This is a genomic window from Algoriphagus sp. 4150 (assembly GCF_031457395.1).
Classification (GTDB): domain Bacteria; phylum Bacteroidota; class Bacteroidia; order Cytophagales; family Cyclobacteriaceae; genus Algoriphagus.
In genome coordinates, this window is the sequence record NZ_JAVDWS010000017.1 from 1 (window position 1) to 15,349 (window position 15,349).

18 protein-coding genes are annotated in these 15,349 nt (G+C 42.3%); 17 read left to right on the forward strand and 1 reads right to left on the reverse strand.

Annotation, left to right across the window (positions count from 1 at the left end; translation table 11 throughout):
• From J2X69_RS18500 to J2X69_RS18525, 6 genes are all read left to right on the forward strand, one after another.
• Window positions 1–362, forward strand: a 362-nt coding sequence (locus tag J2X69_RS18500; RefSeq protein WP_310106675.1) for an IS1595 family transposase, incomplete at its 5' end; no start/stop codon positions are given.
• Window positions 325–1,503, forward strand: coding sequence for a DUF4221 family protein (locus J2X69_RS18505; protein WP_310106678.1), 1,179 nt, complete (start codon window positions 325–327; stop codon window positions 1,501–1,503). The genes J2X69_RS18500 and J2X69_RS18505, both read left to right, overlap by 38 nt.
• Window positions 1,496–2,650 carry a DUF4221 family protein gene (locus J2X69_RS18510; protein WP_310106681.1) on the forward strand — a complete coding sequence of 385 codons (1,155 nt, stop codon included), beginning with the start codon at window positions 1,496–1,498 and terminating at the stop codon, window positions 2,648–2,650. The genes J2X69_RS18505 and J2X69_RS18510 overlap by 8 nt, the downstream gene beginning before the upstream one ends.
• Complete coding sequence (locus J2X69_RS18515; RefSeq protein ID WP_310106684.1) at window positions 2,643–3,788, forward strand: DUF4221 family protein; 1,146 nt, start codon at window positions 2,643–2,645, stop codon at window positions 3,786–3,788. The genes J2X69_RS18510 and J2X69_RS18515 overlap by 8 nt, the downstream gene beginning before the upstream one ends.
• Before the next feature lie 68 nt (window positions 3,789–3,856).
• Entirely contained in the window at window positions 3,857–5,029 is a 1,173-nt protein-coding gene (locus J2X69_RS18520; RefSeq protein WP_310106687.1) for a DUF4221 family protein, read from the forward strand.
• A gap of 202 nt (window positions 5,030–5,231) precedes the next feature.
• The gene (locus tag J2X69_RS18525) at window positions 5,232–5,666 is read left to right on the forward strand and encodes a hypothetical protein (RefSeq protein ID WP_310106690.1); all 435 of its coding nucleotides are present in this window, start codon (window positions 5,232–5,234) and stop codon (window positions 5,664–5,666) included.
• Here J2X69_RS18525 and J2X69_RS18530 read toward each other — a convergent pair.
• A complete protein-coding gene (locus tag J2X69_RS18530; RefSeq protein ID WP_310106693.1) occupies window positions 5,663–6,133 on the reverse strand; it encodes a transcriptional repressor in 471 nt (156 codons plus the stop codon). The two genes, J2X69_RS18525 and J2X69_RS18530, sit on opposite strands and share 4 nt — an antisense overlap.
• A gap of 211 nt (window positions 6,134–6,344) precedes the next feature.
• On the opposite strand from J2X69_RS18530, the gene J2X69_RS18535 reads away from it, so the two are divergent.
• The 11 genes from J2X69_RS18535 (at window position 6,345) to J2X69_RS18585 (ending at window position 15,337) form a co-directional block, all read left to right on the forward strand.
• Window positions 6,345–7,598 carry an aspartyl protease family protein gene (locus tag J2X69_RS18535; protein ID WP_310106695.1) on the forward strand — a complete coding sequence of 418 codons (1,254 nt, stop codon included), beginning with the start codon at window positions 6,345–6,347 and terminating at the stop codon, window positions 7,596–7,598.
• Between the two features lie 220 nt (window positions 7,599–7,818).
• Window positions 7,819–8,409, forward strand: coding sequence for a LemA family protein (locus tag J2X69_RS18540; RefSeq protein ID WP_192347246.1), 591 nt, complete (start codon window positions 7,819–7,821; stop codon window positions 8,407–8,409).
• 12 nt (window positions 8,410–8,421) lie between these two features.
• Window positions 8,422–8,859, forward strand: coding sequence for a TPM domain-containing protein (locus tag J2X69_RS18545; RefSeq protein WP_310106698.1), 438 nt, complete (start codon window positions 8,422–8,424; stop codon window positions 8,857–8,859).
• A complete protein-coding gene (locus J2X69_RS18550) occupies window positions 8,837–9,658 on the forward strand; it encodes a TPM domain-containing protein (protein ID WP_310106700.1) in 822 nt (273 codons plus the stop codon). Before J2X69_RS18545 ends, J2X69_RS18550 begins: the two co-directional genes overlap by 23 nt.
• Window positions 9,659–10,047: 389 nt before the next feature.
• Complete coding sequence (glp, locus tag J2X69_RS18555; RefSeq protein WP_310106702.1) at window positions 10,048–11,223, forward strand: gephyrin-like molybdotransferase Glp; 1,176 nt, start codon at window positions 10,048–10,050, stop codon at window positions 11,221–11,223.
• Between the two features lies 1 nt (window position 11,224).
• Complete coding sequence (locus tag J2X69_RS18560) at window positions 11,225–11,977, forward strand: sulfite exporter TauE/SafE family protein (protein ID WP_310106704.1); 753 nt, start codon at window positions 11,225–11,227, stop codon at window positions 11,975–11,977.
• Between the two features lie 3 nt (window positions 11,978–11,980).
• Window positions 11,981–12,565: a molybdenum cofactor guanylyltransferase gene (locus J2X69_RS18565; RefSeq protein ID WP_310106707.1), complete on the forward strand. Its 585-nt coding sequence runs from the start codon at window positions 11,981–11,983 to the stop codon at window positions 12,563–12,565.
• Window positions 12,566–12,678: 113 nt separating this feature from the next.
• Complete coding sequence (cobA, locus tag J2X69_RS18570) at window positions 12,679–13,491, forward strand: uroporphyrinogen-III C-methyltransferase (RefSeq protein WP_310106709.1); 813 nt, start codon at window positions 12,679–12,681, stop codon at window positions 13,489–13,491.
• A gap of 28 nt (window positions 13,492–13,519) precedes the next feature.
• On the forward strand, window positions 13,520–13,756 hold the full coding sequence (locus tag J2X69_RS18575; RefSeq protein WP_310106711.1) for a MoaD/ThiS family protein: 237 nt from the start codon (window positions 13,520–13,522) through the stop codon (window positions 13,754–13,756).
• A 1-nt stretch (window position 13,757) separates the two neighbouring features.
• Window positions 13,758–14,792, forward strand: a complete 1,035-nt coding sequence (locus J2X69_RS18580; RefSeq protein ID WP_310106713.1) for a HesA/MoeB/ThiF family protein — start codon at window positions 13,758–13,760, stop codon at window positions 14,790–14,792.
• A gap of 116 nt (window positions 14,793–14,908) precedes the next feature.
• Window positions 14,909–15,337 carry a molybdenum cofactor biosynthesis protein MoaE gene (locus J2X69_RS18585; RefSeq protein ID WP_310106716.1) on the forward strand — a complete coding sequence of 143 codons (429 nt, stop codon included), beginning with the start codon at window positions 14,909–14,911 and terminating at the stop codon, window positions 15,335–15,337.
• Window positions 15,338–15,349 lie beyond the last annotated feature (12 nt).

The following is a 15,349-nucleotide window of genomic DNA, read 5'->3' on the forward strand; positions in this document are numbered from 1 at the left end:
TGAAGAAGATCGAAGATTTAAAGTCTAAAACAGCCGAGAAACTGATCAAGGATTTTATCAACAAGGAGGCTGTTCTTCAGACCGATGACAGCACCACTTATGCTAAGTTTGAAGATTTCGTGGATGTCCATGTAACCGAATTGTCCTCTACAAAAGAGGGAAAGTTCAACCTGAAATGGGCCCATACTGCAATCAGCAACCTAAAAAGCGATCTTAGAAAGTACAGAATGATCTCGGAAAGGAAGCTCCAAAACTATATTGACGAGTTTTGCTACAAGCTCAACCGTAGATATTTTGGGGAAAGACTCTTTGACCGACTGATAATTGCGGGAATTCAACCCTACTGGCAAAGTAGCGGATAATCATAAAAAACTATTCGCCTTAGTTTCCATTCCCGTTCTTTTTTCCTGTGGTTCCAATACAACGGATACTTCGGAGAACTTAGACTTCTCTTTCTCCTATACCATCGATACGGTGGAGATACACCCCGGTGATCATCTGATTTATATTTCCGGATACATGAACACTGCAACGATTTCTCCTGACAAGAACGTATTGTATAACCTCAATCCAACTATACCGGAACTGGAAATCATCGATTTGGAAGCTTTAGCATTTCGTGAAGCACTGCCCTTGGAAAAGGAAGGACCGGAAGGAATTGGGATGTATGTTTCGGATTTTGCCGTTTCGGAAAAGGGAGACTTCATTTTCCTTGGCTACCAATCCTTCGTAAAGGCCAGTTCTGATCTGGACCATTACAAAAGCTTTAAGTTTCAGTCTGAAAACCTGAAAGGGGATACCTTAATAGGCAAAGAGGGAATTGATTTTGGTGCCATTTCATCCAGAGACGGAAACTACCTTTTTGCCACCTACTCCGATCAGGAGGTTGGCGGAGCGACTAAGGGACTGGCTATTGTGGATTTACAAACAATGGAACTGACAAAAATCGCCATTCGGGATTTGGAAACACTGAAAGAATTTAACATCAATCAGTATGATGATAAAGGAAACCCGCGCATGAGCACGATAGAAAGGGTCTGGCTTCTGGAAGTAGATGATAAAATCTACCTCACCAATACCGCCAGAAACGAAGCTTTCATCTATGACCTAGAATCAGGTGCTTTGAAAAAGAAGGGGTTTCACGCCGTCCTGACCTCCGATGCTAAAAAAGGCCAATACGCCAAAAATACCACTAGCGCTGAGGAAATGAAGGATGCCTGGGCAGAGAAAAACAAAGAAGTCGAATTTAATAAACTGCTTTTCGACGAAACAAATGGAAAATTCTGGAGAGTCAGTCAGGAATTGGATAGGATGATTGCCGATTCGGTGGTGACCAAAAAGGTTCTGACCATTTTTGACTCGGATCTGAATCAACTCCATGAGCAGGAACTGGACTTCGAGGTAGCGCAGAGCTTGGCCTTTTTCAAAGAAGGCATACTCTATTCCTTTGTCAATCTGGAAGACGAACTGGGTTTCATCCGCATCAAACCAAGCTATGAATAATACTAAACTTTTATTTCCATTTATTCTGGCAATCTCAGCCAGCTGTGCTTCGAAAGAAGGTGGAGAAAATACAGAAGCTGGCTTTATTGATTTCTCTTACGAGATAGACACCGTGATGGTGGATGCGGGAGATCATTTCTTTTTCCTCAACTGGGGTTTGAGTTTATCAGATGTCTCCCCGGATCGGAAATATCTTTACAACCTTAATCCCGACAGCTATTTACTGGAGATAGTGGACTTGGACGGACTCAAATTAAAAAAGACAGTTCAGTTAGAAAAAGAAGGTCCTGATGGAGTTGGGGCTCCTTATTATCGAAAAATTCAGGTATTGGAGAATGGTAACATCTGTTTGTTTGGTCAATTTAAAGTCAACATCGTCTCAGAAGAGGGAAAACTTGTCAATACCATTGACTTTGATCAAATCAAAATTCCAAATTACGATCAAAAAGAGGAAGAGAAAATTGGATGGAACAGTGTACTTTCTGATGAAGGCAAGCTATTCGCAAGTACTCTTGCCAACGTTGATTATAACAAGCCAGCAAAGGGAATTGTAGTGATTGATTTAGCTACAGACTCTATTAATTACATTCCTATGAACTTATTTCATGAGCTTAAGCAATTTGAAATCATTCATCAAGTGGGCAATGCACCTGGCATTTATTCCGGAGAATCAACCTATTTGAGGTTCATTGATGATAATCTGATTATCTCCTCCTCGGCTTATAACGAAGTGTATGATTATGATACCAGTACTGACAGTCTTTCTCACTTCAGTTTTAAAGCAACCCTTACCGAAAACGAAAAAATCCGAAATTTCCCTAATCAGGTGAGCTCAAATAAAGAATGGGCTGATGCTGAGAAAGCAAAAAACGAACAAGTTTCTTTCCAAGCGTTTTTCAAAATACCTGAACAAAATATCTTCTGGAGAGTAAGTACCGACAAAGACCGTATGATTGCGGATTCTGTTGTTCTCAAGCAGGTGGTTACTTTTTTTGATGATGATTATAAGATGCTCAAAGAGCAAGAACTAGAAAATTTTCATAGCTCCAAAAAGCCTTTCTTCAAAGATGGGATGCTGTATAGCTTTATCAATCTAGAGGATGAAATGGCTTTTATCAGACTAAAACCAACAATCACTTATGAATAAATACCTAGCACTTCTTCTAGCTACAGCTATTTTCACTTCCTGTGATAAGTCTTCTGATAAGGTTGAGCAAGCTACATTCTCCATTTCTATAGATACAGTACAAGTCGATTCTAAGGGAGAAATTCTCTTTTTAAACTACTTTTTGGGTATTTCCACTTTGGATCCGTCACAGAAATTTCTCTATAACATGAATATGAGGGAAAACATTCTGGAGAAAATCAACCTAGAAACGTTAAGCCTGGATACATTGATCCAACTCGAAAGGGAAGGGCCAAATGGAATAGGCTCCCCTTCCCCATTCAAAATAATCGCTCTTGAAAATGGAGGTTTTGTGTTTTTCAATGACTATACGCTCCGGTACATGGATGCTAATAGGGAAGTAACTAAGCAAGTCACACTGGCAAGAGAGCCATATATTATAGACCTTCTTCCTTCCGGCAAAAACATAAGTATACAATCCGGTATTTCGAAAGATGGTAGATTCCTGGCGGGGCTTTATGAAAGCTCAGAAATGTTGGAAAAACATGAGGGGATCGTATGGATTGATCTTGAAAAAGAAACAGGGAAATTAATCCCGACACAAGCACTGGATTTCATCACGGAAGGCAATTTATTCTTAGAACTAGACGGGCAAATAAGAGGTGGATTTACCAATGTAGTATTTTTTGAGCCCAACCAGAATAAAATCCTTTTTTCCCCAAGTTCCAGAAACACGCTTATGATCTATGATTTGGCTACAGACTCGCTGATCACCAAAAAATATGACAGCAAATTAACTAGCAATGAGCAAAAACAGGGGAAAACAAAAATTATCACCGACCTCAATGAATTTCACAAGTTGAGAGCGGAAAACATGAAAGACGTCACATTTGGTCCATGGGAATTAGATATTAAATCCGGCTATCGTTGGAGGTTTTCGAAAGAACTGGACAGGGCGATCGGAGAAGATAGTCTGGTCTTCAAAACCGTGTTGACAGCGATAGACCCGAACTTTGAACCACTTGGAGAAGTACAACTCCCGGCAGAATTTGAATTCCCTAATAGTTTCCGAATTCACGATGGGATGATTTATGTCTTTCTGAATATCGACGACGAACTGGCTTTTGTCCGGCTCAAACCCAAGTTTACAAGAGAGTGATTCATTTATCCGCTATGAATCCTCTTAATAAATTGGCTTTCCGGGATTTTGACCCTAATTTTTAGCACATGAAGCTATACTGTATTCTAGGTCTTTTGCTACTACTTGTCTCCTGCGGGCAAAAAACCGTAGAAGTACAGCTTCCTATTGCCAATGTTACTCCAGACTTCAATTACATTTTGGATACTGTGCATATAGATGCGGGAGAAGATAACATCTATCTGGACATGGAGCTTAGCATGTCGGATTATTCCGTAAACGAAGGACTTCTATACAATCTGACTCCCGAAACAGGAAGAGTAGAAGTGATCAATATGGAAAGTCTAAGACTCGACACCGTGATCTACTACCCAATGAGGGGACCAAATAGTGTGAAAAAATATTTCCCCTTCGGGATAAAGAAATCCCTGCTGGGGGATACTTTTTTCAAAGAATACCGGGTGATCCATAAGGTCAATTCCTCCGGAGAGAAAGTAGATTCTTATGAACTTATCAATAGAGGCCTTTCAGGCGACCGCCTCCCCTTCGATACAGAAATAGATGGGCTTGGGGAAATCTCCCATGATGGCTCATACTTGGCAAGCTTCTATGGCAACTTCAAGATCGGCGGTAGTGTGTTGGGAATAGCGAAAGTAAATCTACAGGACAAATCCCTGAAGCTTGTTCCCATTGACTTTTGGGATCAGTTGAAGAAATATACTGTCTCAATAGATTATGACGTGGGTAAAAGAAACAGTTCTCCGGAAATGAGATTCTTGCTATTGAATGGTCCCGACGTAATTCTATCTACCTCAGCGAGCAATGAATTGTGGTATTACGATCATGAAAGCGGGGCGGTGATCCACAAAGAATACCATAGTAGACTCACTGCAAATCAGAAATCCGGCAACTACCGAAAAGACATAACCGACCACCGCCTGTATATGTACTGGGTCAAGCGCAAAAATGACGAGGTGGTTTTCGGCCCACTCATCAAGGATCACAAGGCCCAGCGATTCTATCGGTACAGCAGGGAGCTGGACGGTAGTGATCCACAAAAAAGCAAGTACACTTTTGTCTTGACCGTATTTGACGAGAAGCTAGAACAGGTTCATGAACAGAAACTTAGTACTAGTATTCCGATCTTAGGCAAGTATTTCGAACGAAAGACTTTTGTCCACAATGGTTCTATCTTCTCTTATTTACAAAAAGACGATGAGCTGGCTTTTATCCGGCTAAAGCCGGATCTGGAAAGTGACTAAAAGAATATTTTTCCACTAAGGCCAATGCATTTGCCTTCAAAAGGCGTCTAATTTTTATTTACCAAAAAAGATTCAGGACAAAATCCAAGCTTTTTTACAATTCCCTAAACCTTCCTCTCATCAGACTGTTTTCAGAATAATGGCATTCGTGGGCCACATTTGGAAGTGTATCTTCCTTTTATCTATGCTTAGCTTCAGAAAAATGAAAATCAATCTTTCTACACGCGTCAATCAAGACTATACATCCGTCAAAAACGGCTTTGATGAGACACTTTTTACTAAGCTAAGTCCCCCATTTCCACCAGTGAAATTACTACGGTTTGACGGATCTGAAATCGGAGACCTAGTTTCGCTGGAGTTGAATTTCTTACTTTTCAAGCAACAATGGACCGGTAAAATCACGGAGAATAAAATGACAGCAAATGAATATTACTTTATAGATGTCGGCATCGTTCTCCCCTTTTTCCTAAAAAAATGGAGGCATACACATCGGATTATAAATCAGGGAAATCATTCGGAAATCAGAGATGAGGTGGAGTTTTCAGGGCCGTTTGGACTGGCAACTTTGTTGTTATATCCCTTGATTTACCTGCAGTTTTTGTATCGCAAACCTATCTACAAGAAGATTTTTTCTTAAATCTCCTCCAAATTTTCGCAGTTTTCTATTTCACAATCCCCATACAGCACAAGCGAATGACTTTTGATGGATGATCTAAAAACCTTGCCTATTTCTTCCTTGATCTCATTGATTTTGGGATCAGAAAATTCCCTGATTTTTCGGCATTGGTTACACACATGGTGATCATGGTGCTTGTAAGTCAGCGCTTGCTCGTAGAGTGCCACCTTATCTTTGAACTGGTGTTTTACTGCCAAGCCGCTCTCCACCAATAAGTCGAGCGTATTGTAAATGGTAGCGCGGCTGATGGTGTACCCCTTGTTTCTCATGCTCAGGAATAATCCTTCCACGTCCATATGCTCATCTTCCGGAAGAGAATAAAGCTCGTCTATTACTGAAAATCTTTCAGGGGTTTTTCTGCTTCCTTGCTTTGTAAGGAAATTTTCGAAGATTTTTTTTGCTTTTTCAATGAGGGCCTTGTCTGCCATGCTTTAGTACTAATTTGAATTAAAGATGAGTCATAATCCATTTTTTGGCAAGCCTGAGTCCATAATCCCTGTAATTTGGTTTCAATCTAATTAAAACTTATTGCAAAAACGCCTAGTATAGACCGTCATAGGCGTTAGTTTTTAATTAAACATCCTTCTAAATCTCAAAAAACAAAGTAACTTATTTGTGACATATGGGTTACATAATTTTATGGATAAACGCTTACTTCTATTCCTTGCATATTTTTTTGCCACGCATATTCTGTGCATGGCTCAGGTGCCCGGATTCTTTATGAAAGAAGAAAAGCGTAAAGTCACTATTCCTTTCTATTCTTCAAATAGCCTGATCCTCCTGCCTGTTTCGATCAATGGCAATACACCGATAAATTTTCTGGTAGATACGGGAGTTCGCTCCAACATTTTGTTCAGCAAAATACTTGGAGATGCATTGGGACTGGAATATACGCGAAGAATAAAGCTGGTAGGTGCGGATGGAGCTGATGATCTGATGGCCTCAATCTCTCCAATCAACCATTTTGATTTAGGCCCCATAGAGGGCACATTCCAAAGCCTGTTGGTGTTGGAGCAGGAGTTTCTAGAGCTGGAGTCAGTAATCGGAGTTCCCATTTACGGGATTTTAGGCTATGAATTCTTCAAATACAATCCGGTAAAAATCAATTATGACAAGGGGAACATGGTTTTTTATAAGGCTGGTGCCCTGAAGTGGAGACCGTTTCTCTACAGGAAACTAGACATGACCATCTACGACAATAAACCCTATATAAATGCCACTGTGAAACAAAAGGACGGTACATTTATCTATCCCAAGCTACTAATCGATACTGGGGCAAACCATGGCCTACTACTTAATCGTGAGACAACGGAAAAAATCACCATGCCGCCACTTTTTATAGAATCAGCGTTGGGTCAAAGTCTGGGCGGAGTCTTATACGGATACATAGGCCGGGTCGATTATATGAAATTTGCAGATTTCAAACTGGATGAAGTGCTTACCTCCTACCCGGAGGAGACGGCTTTCAGTTATGTTATCAAGGATTCCGGACGCTTTGGGAGCTTAGGATCAGAAGTACTGGGAAGAACCCAGCTTATTTTTGATTACCCAAGAAATCGACTTTGGGTGCGAAAGGCCCAAAATTTCTATGCCCCTTTTGAATATGACATGAGTGGAATTTCCTTGAAAAAGATTCCCAACGATGATAATAGAATCTATGTATCCGATCTACGCCAAGGATCAGTGGCTCAGCGCGCAGGGATACAAATTTACGATGAACTCTTATCCATAAACGAGGTACCCACGTTCATTTGGGAACTTTCAGAACTCAACAAACTGCTAAAATCCGAACCCGGAAAGGAAATCCAACTGGAGATCCGCAGATACGAAGGAGATGATCTCACCAAATGGACAGACCATAAATTCACCTTTACGCTGAGGAAGCAGATTTAGCCGCATTTTGGCTTGTATTAAGATAAAAGCGGTAATTTTGAGTGAAGACAGGAAAATAATCCAACCTCCTATTCTTAAAATACGTGTGTATCCAAGTTATAAAACCGCTAAAAAACTAATTATAAACATATGAAATCGAGCATGTCGAGAGCGACACACACTGTGATGATTATAAGCCATGCGAGATTCCATGTGACCACTAAAAAACAATTATAAACACATGAAAAAGTTTCTTATTCCTATTTTGATTTTGGTGGTTGTGGGTGTTTTCATCTACACAAAGGCTGTAGGGACCTATAATACTTTTGTCCAAAAGGAAGAAGTGATCAATGGCCAATGGGCTGAGGTGGAAACACAATATCAACGTCGATCTGACTTGATTCCCAATCTGGTAAATACAGTGAAGGGCTATGCGGACTTTGAGCAAGAGACACTGACCGGTGTAATCGAAGCACGGGCAAAAGCTACTTCGGTAAATGTGGATGCATCGAATCTTACTCCTGAGAAACTGGCGGAATTCCAAGGAGCACAGGACCAATTGTCAGGTGCTTTAGGTAGGCTACTGGTTAGTGTGGAACGCTATCCCGAGCTAAAAGCCAATCAAAACTTCCTTGAACTGCAAGCTCAGCTGGAGGGCACAGAAAACCGAATCGCTGTAGCCAGACGAAACTTCAATCAGTCCGTACAGGATTACAATTCAAATCTTCGGACTTTCCCTAACAACATCTTTGCGGGATGGTACGGATTTGAGCAGAAAGGCTATTTCGAGGCGTCCGCAGGATCCGAAAATGCACCTACTGTTCAGTTTTAACACAAATTCATCATGGCTGAGAAATTATTCTCAACGGCAGACCGGGAAGCTATTGTCAATGCTATCCGGACTGCCGAAGTTTCCACATCCGGAGAAATTCAAGTTCATATAGAAAGTCGCTGCAAAGGCGAGGTGCTAGATCGTGCAGTGAAGGTGTTTGACACCCTCAAAATGCATCAAACCCAAGACCGGAATGGCGTATTGTTCTACCTCGCTGTAGTTGATAAGCGCTTTGCAATTTTAGGTGACAAAGGCATCAATGAGGTAGTTCCGGATGATTTCTGGGAAAAAATAAAAGAACACATGACCGGCTTATTCAAGCAGGGTCAATTTACACAAGGTCTGATCGACGGCATTCACATGGCCGGCGAGCAACTTGGAGCGCATTTCCCCTATCAGGGGGATTCAGACATAAACGAGCTTCCTGATGAGATTTCTTTTGGATCATAAGATCCGTCCCCTTTTATTCATTTTACTGCTTTTCACGCTAGGACTTCAAGCCCAGGACTTCCCTCCTGTACCCAATCCGCCAAAACTGGTAAATGATTTCACCAACACACTTTCATCGGCTGAAGTGGCACAATTGGAAAGCAAATTAGTTGCCTATAATGATAGCACCTCCACCCAGATAGCCATCGTAATGATGCGCTCAGTCGGTCAATACGATATATCTGATTATGCTTTTCGACTGGGACAATCTTGGGGAATCGGCGGAGGAGAGAATAACAATGGAATCTTGATTCTGGCTGCAATGGACGATCGCAAAGTCTTTATTGCGACCGGCTACGGCATGGAAGGAGCGGTTCCTGATGCATTGGCAAAGCGTATTGTGGAAAACCTGATTCTTCCCAATTTCAGAAAAGAGGCATATTATCAAGGTCTAAATGAGGCCACGGATATGATTTTCAAACTCGCATCCGGAGAATACAAAGCTGAGGATATAGAGTCTACCGGCAATAGTGGAGGGGCAATCTTAATGATCTTATTCTTCATCTTTATCTTCGTGATTCTTCCTCTTTTGAAAAATAAAAATGACAACAATAACCACATGGGAGGCAAAGGCGGAGGAGTAGATCTTTGGACCACCATCATGCTGGCCAGTATGTTGGGAGGTAGAGGCGGACGTGGCGGTGGCTTCAGCGGAGGCGGCTTCGGCGGTGGAGGTTTTGGAGGAGGTAGTGGCGGAGGGGGCTTCGGAGGTTTCGGAGGAGGCAGCTTCGGAGGTGGTGGAGCCGGTGGAAGCTGGTAAATAAGCCGGATGACCGAAGACCCAACTCAGACAGGCAGAACTAGTGCTATGTTAAATGTGAAAAGTACCGGACAGGTTTTGGTAAACACAACTATAGTAGCCTTAGGAAAATCTAAGACTTTCGTGAGTCACGAGAAAACGGGTAATAAAAGCCATTAGTGCTGACACTATCGGCGGCCGTGGAGCTTGACTTTTGAAGCTAAGACACGAACGACGGTTTAAAAATTTAAAAACGCTTTGATTAGCGTTTTTTTTTGCGCAAAAAATACCAGAGCTTCATTAATTGAAGCTGATTTGAGAGAAAATAGTCAGACTCAACAAACAAATACGTATAAAAGTAAGTATTTATACGTAATTTTTTATAGTTTTAGCCAAGATTCCATACCAAGATGATTTCAGTATCTGAAGCTTTAGATTTAATTAAAACTCATACGCAACAGCTGCCAACCGGTAAAATGCCCCTTAGGGATGCCCACGGTTGCTTTTTGGCGGAAGAAGTTTTCGCGCCGATCAGCTTGCCTTCTTTTCGTCAATCCGCTATGGATGGTTATGCATTTCGACATGGTGAAATCCACAATCTGAAAGTCATAGGGGAATGCAAAGCAGGGGATGCATTAGAGTTTGAGCTTGATGATAATCAAGCTGTGCGGATCTTTACCGGCGCACGTGTGCCCGATCAGGCAGATACTGTGGTCATACAGGAGCATGTGGAAGTGAATGGAAGTAAAATAGCTATTCTTAATCTACCGGAAAAACACACAAATGTGCGGGAAATCGGCGAACAAGTACAGGCCGGTGATCCCGTGTTGCCGGCCGGGACAAAGATCAATGAATCCATAATTGGCTTTTTGGCCGGTTTTGGGATCACTGAGGTTTTAGTCTTTAACAAACCCAAAATTACGCTTATCGTAACCGGAAATGAACTTCAGGAGGCTGGCAGTCCCCTGAAGCCCGGATGCATATACGAAAGCAATGCACTCATGCTGGAGTCTGCGCTGAAGTCAAGAGGATATGACTCAGTGCGGATTCTAAAGGTGCAAGATGAGTTGGAAGCGACCATAAAAACCGTCGCCGGCGGTCTTGAAAGTGACCTCTTGCTACTCTCTGGAGGTATCTCGGTCGGTGATTACGACTTTGTCAATGAGGCCTTGAAAGCAAATGCTGTGCAGGAGATTTTCTACAAAGTGAATCAAAAACCAGGCAAGCCGCTATGGTTTGGCAAAAGAGATAAGACACTCGTTTTTGCTTTGCCTGGAAATCCTGCATCTACTCTTACCTGTTTTCTGATTTACGCCCTTTCAGCACTAAAAATCATGTCGGGAAACACCGATTTCAATCTGAACTTCCAGTCTGCCACATTGAAACATCAAACATTCAATAAGTTCGGGAAGACTGTTTTCCTATTGGGAAAGGAGCATAATGGTGAAATTGAGATTTTCGATAAGCAAGCTTCCAGTATGTTGATTTCCTATGCCTTGGGAAATGCATTAGTGATGATTCCTGAGCATAAGGAACTACTAGAAGCCGGAGAATCAATCCGTTATTTACCTATAAACAGAAATTAGGATGATCGATTTTCATGATCCTGTTTTTATAGTTGTCTTTTCTGCAATTTTGGCGGTGGTCGCTTTTATGTATGCCAGTGTCGGGCACGGAGGCGCGAGTGGTTATCTGGCGATGATGGCGTTGACGGGAGTTCCCCTGCTTGTCATGAAGCCTACCGCGTTGATCTTAAATATTTTTGTGGCGGGAATTTCCTTTGTTTTTTTTCGTCAAGCCAAGCATTTCCGCCGGAAGCTTTTTTTCCCCTTTGCCATTACATCGATTCCGGCAGCCTTTGCAGGAGGTATGATCACCATCAATGCTACTCTGTACAAGCAGATTCTTGGGGTATTCCTGCTGGTCGCGATATTGAGAATCTTGGGAGTTTTTGGAAAGACAGATCCTGACCAAAGTAAGCCTGTCAATACTCCTTTAGCTTTACTGGTTGGATTAGCGATTGGTTTTTTCTCAGGAATGATCGGCATAGGAGGTGGCATAATCCTAAGTCCCGTGATATTATTACTCCGCTGGGGAAATATGAAGGAAGCCGCTGCAGTTTCCGCCCTTTTCATCTGGGTCAACTCAGTTTCCGGAGCCGTAGGGTTTCTACTTGGAGGAGGCGAAATTCCTATGGAAGCCAGTTATCTGATTCCTGCGGCTGTACTTGGCGGTACTTTTGGAGCGATTTACGGCAGTAAAAAGTTCTCAAATATCACATTGAAATACATTCTTTCCATCGTGCTATTCATTGCATTTATAAAATTGATGACCGTCTAGCCTATGGAAAATCCAAAAGAAATAGCGGCATATGTACTCTGTGGAGGAAAAAGTGTCCGCATGCAAGCAGAAAAAGGTTTGGTCCTCTACAAAGGCAAACCCTTTATCCGATGGATAATTGAGGCCATCATGCCGATTACCTCCACGATCATTTTGGTGACGAGCAATGGAGACTATAGCTTGGTGGGCTTGCCGATGATAGAAGATATTTATGCAGATAAGGGACCTGTGGGCGGAATTTATACAGCACTGAGTCACAGCACATCAGAGCGAAATCTAATCCTCAGCTGTGATGTGCCAAAGATTACTGCCGATCTGCTTCTTAGTCTGACTGAAGAATCGGAGAAGAAAAAAGCATCAGTCACCTTTCTCAGCGATGGTAAGAATGATTATCCACTAATCGGTGTTTATAAAAAAGAAACCTTGGAAACCCTCGCTGAAGCCATATCAGCAGATAAATTAAAACTCTGTCCACTGGTTAATCTGATGTCTCACCACAAACTCATCATCAATTCGCATCAGAAATCCCTTGTCCAGAATGTCAACAGCAAAGCCGAATTACTCTCTCTAAACCTATTGGACCAATAAAATCGAGCATGACTCAAAAGTCACACACTGGGATGATTATAGATCTTGCGAAGATTCTCCCGAATCAAGTTCGGGACAGGCTATCTGGCCATTGAAAAACAAATTATAAACACATGAAAACCATCACAGGAAAATCCCCGAAAGTCACTCTCCTAGGCGCCGGACCCGGCGATCCGGAGCTGCTTACTCTCAAAGCGGTGAAAGCACTATCCAATGCAGATGTAGTGCTTTATGATTCCCTTGTCAATGAGGAAATTCTGAAGCATGCCAATCGGGCATTACTGGTTTTTGTGGGCAAAAGAAAGGGAAATCATAGTCATACTCAGGATGAGATCAATGAATTGATCGTGGACTATGCAACAGAATTTGGGCATGTGGTACGTGTGAAAGGGGGAGATCCCTTTGTTTTTGGCAGGGGAAAAGAAGAAGAAATGTATGCCCTAGCACACGGAATAGATGTAGAAGTTATTCCCGGGATTTCTTCCAGCGTAGCGGTTCCCGCTTCAGTGGGAATCCCTGTGACAAGTCGCGGCGTAGCAGAAAGCTTCTGGGTGATCACCGGAACAACAAGCAAAAGGACTCTCTCAAAAGATCTGACTCTGGCAGCACAATCCTCCGCCACGGTGGTCGTACTGATGGGAATGGCCAAACTGAAGGAGATCACTGAAATTTATTCCTCTTTTGGAAAGCAGGATTTGCCGGTAGCCATTATCCAAAATGGCACCCAAACAGAGCAAAAAGAAGTGGTGGGAACCATTCAGAATATTCTTGAAATCAGTCAAAATCAAGGAATCGGGGCGCCTGCCGTCATTGTGATCGGCGAGGTGGTACATCTGGCCAGGTTGAGAAAACAACTCAAAGAAGACTGGGTTTTGGAGGACGAGTTTATTTTCCAAAACCTGAATACTTTGCCTTTCAGTAATTAATTCGAGCTATCTGTATTAAATTAAAGCTATGATTACCGTCAACTATTTTGGAAATATCGCAGAAGCGGCACAAAGTGACTCAGAAACACTGGAACACAATGCAATGAGTTTGGCAGAGTTGCTAGAACTGTTGGATTCGAAGTATGACATTGGACAATTCTCTTTCCAAGTCGCAGTCAATCGTAAGATCGTCTCCAGACAACAAGCTTTGAATCTTTCAGATTCTGACGAGATCGCTTTGCTTCCACCATTTGCAGGAGGTTGATATGGAACGATATCAGCGACAAACCATCCTTCCGGGAATCGGAACCTCAGGCCAGCAAAAGCTACTTTTAAGTAGCGTGCTCGTCATAGGTGCGGGCGGTTTGGGCTGTGCTGTTTTGCCTTACTTGGTTTCTGCAGGAGTAGGAAAAATCGGAATTGTGGATGGAGACCGGGTAGAAGAAAGTAACCTTCATCGGCAAATTTTATATCATGAGAACTCTATAGGGAAACTGAAAGTAGAAGCAGCCAAGCAAGTGCTTCAGCGAATGAATTCGACTACGGAGATTGAAATAATGCCTGAGTTTTTGACCCCAGAAAATGTGGACAACTTGATTAATTCGTATGAGTTGATCATCGATGCCACAGATAATCTGGAAGTCCGATACACGCTGGATGAAGTTTGTTCTAGATTGAAAAAACCTATGATCTATGGCTCTATCTTCAGATTTCAGGGGCAGGTTTCGGTTTTCAATTATAATGGAGGTCCATCGTATAGCCATCTTTTCCCAAAGGACGACAAGGTCATCTTGAACTGTGAAGAAGCCGGCGTGCTGGGAACGACAGTAGGAATCATCGGAATGCTTCAGGCAAATGAAGCACTCAAAATCATCCTGGGAATCGGAGAAGTACTTTCAGGAAAAATCCTCATCTATAATACACTCACGAACGACCAGCAGATTTTCCAATTGGCGGATCAATCCGTAGAACTCTCTTCCAACACAGTCATTGAAAAAGTGGATTTGATACATCCTGAGCTGGCTTTTGAGCAGAAAGGAATTCTTATAGATGTAAGAGAAGTAGGCGAAAAACCGGAGATTCCTTCCGGGTTTTGCCGTAAAATCCCACTTTCTGAACTGGAAAGTAGGTTGGGAGAATTGGACAAAGATGGTGACATCACGCTATTTTGCCAAGCTGGGGGAAGAGCGATCAAAGCAGGGAAATTGATGCAAAAAGCGGGTTTCTCTAAAGTAAAGGCGATACAGGGAGGGGCAAGGGATATTTTGAAATTGATAAAAGATGAAATCGAGCCTGCCTGAGGCAGACAGGCATAACTAAAAAGCCACACACTGGGATGATTATAGACTTTGCGAAGATTCTCCCGAAACGAATTAGGGACAGGCTATGTGACCATTGAAAGACAAATTATAAACACATGAAAAAAGTATTTATTGAAGGAGCAATTTCTTCCGAATTTATAGCTGATTCTATAGCGAAGCATCAAAGCAAGCATAGCATCGGAGCACACAATATTTTCCTGGGTCAAGTGCGGGCGGACGAAGTGGGGGATCAGAAAGTAGTGGCGATTGAATACACTGCCTATGAGGAAATGGCCAATGAAAAACTGCATGAAATCCGTGAGTCAGCTTTCGAAAAATTTGATTTGACTTGCCTGCACATATACCACAGCTTGGGTACAGTGAAGGTTGGAGAGGTCTGCATTTTCGTCTTCGTCTCCTCCCCACGGAGGAAGCAGGTCTATGAAGCCACAGAATATTTAGTCAATCAAGTGAAAGAGCAAGTTCCGATTTTCGGCAAGGAAATTTTTGACAATGCCGATTATCAATGGAAAGTAAACAGCTAAAGAACATAAAAT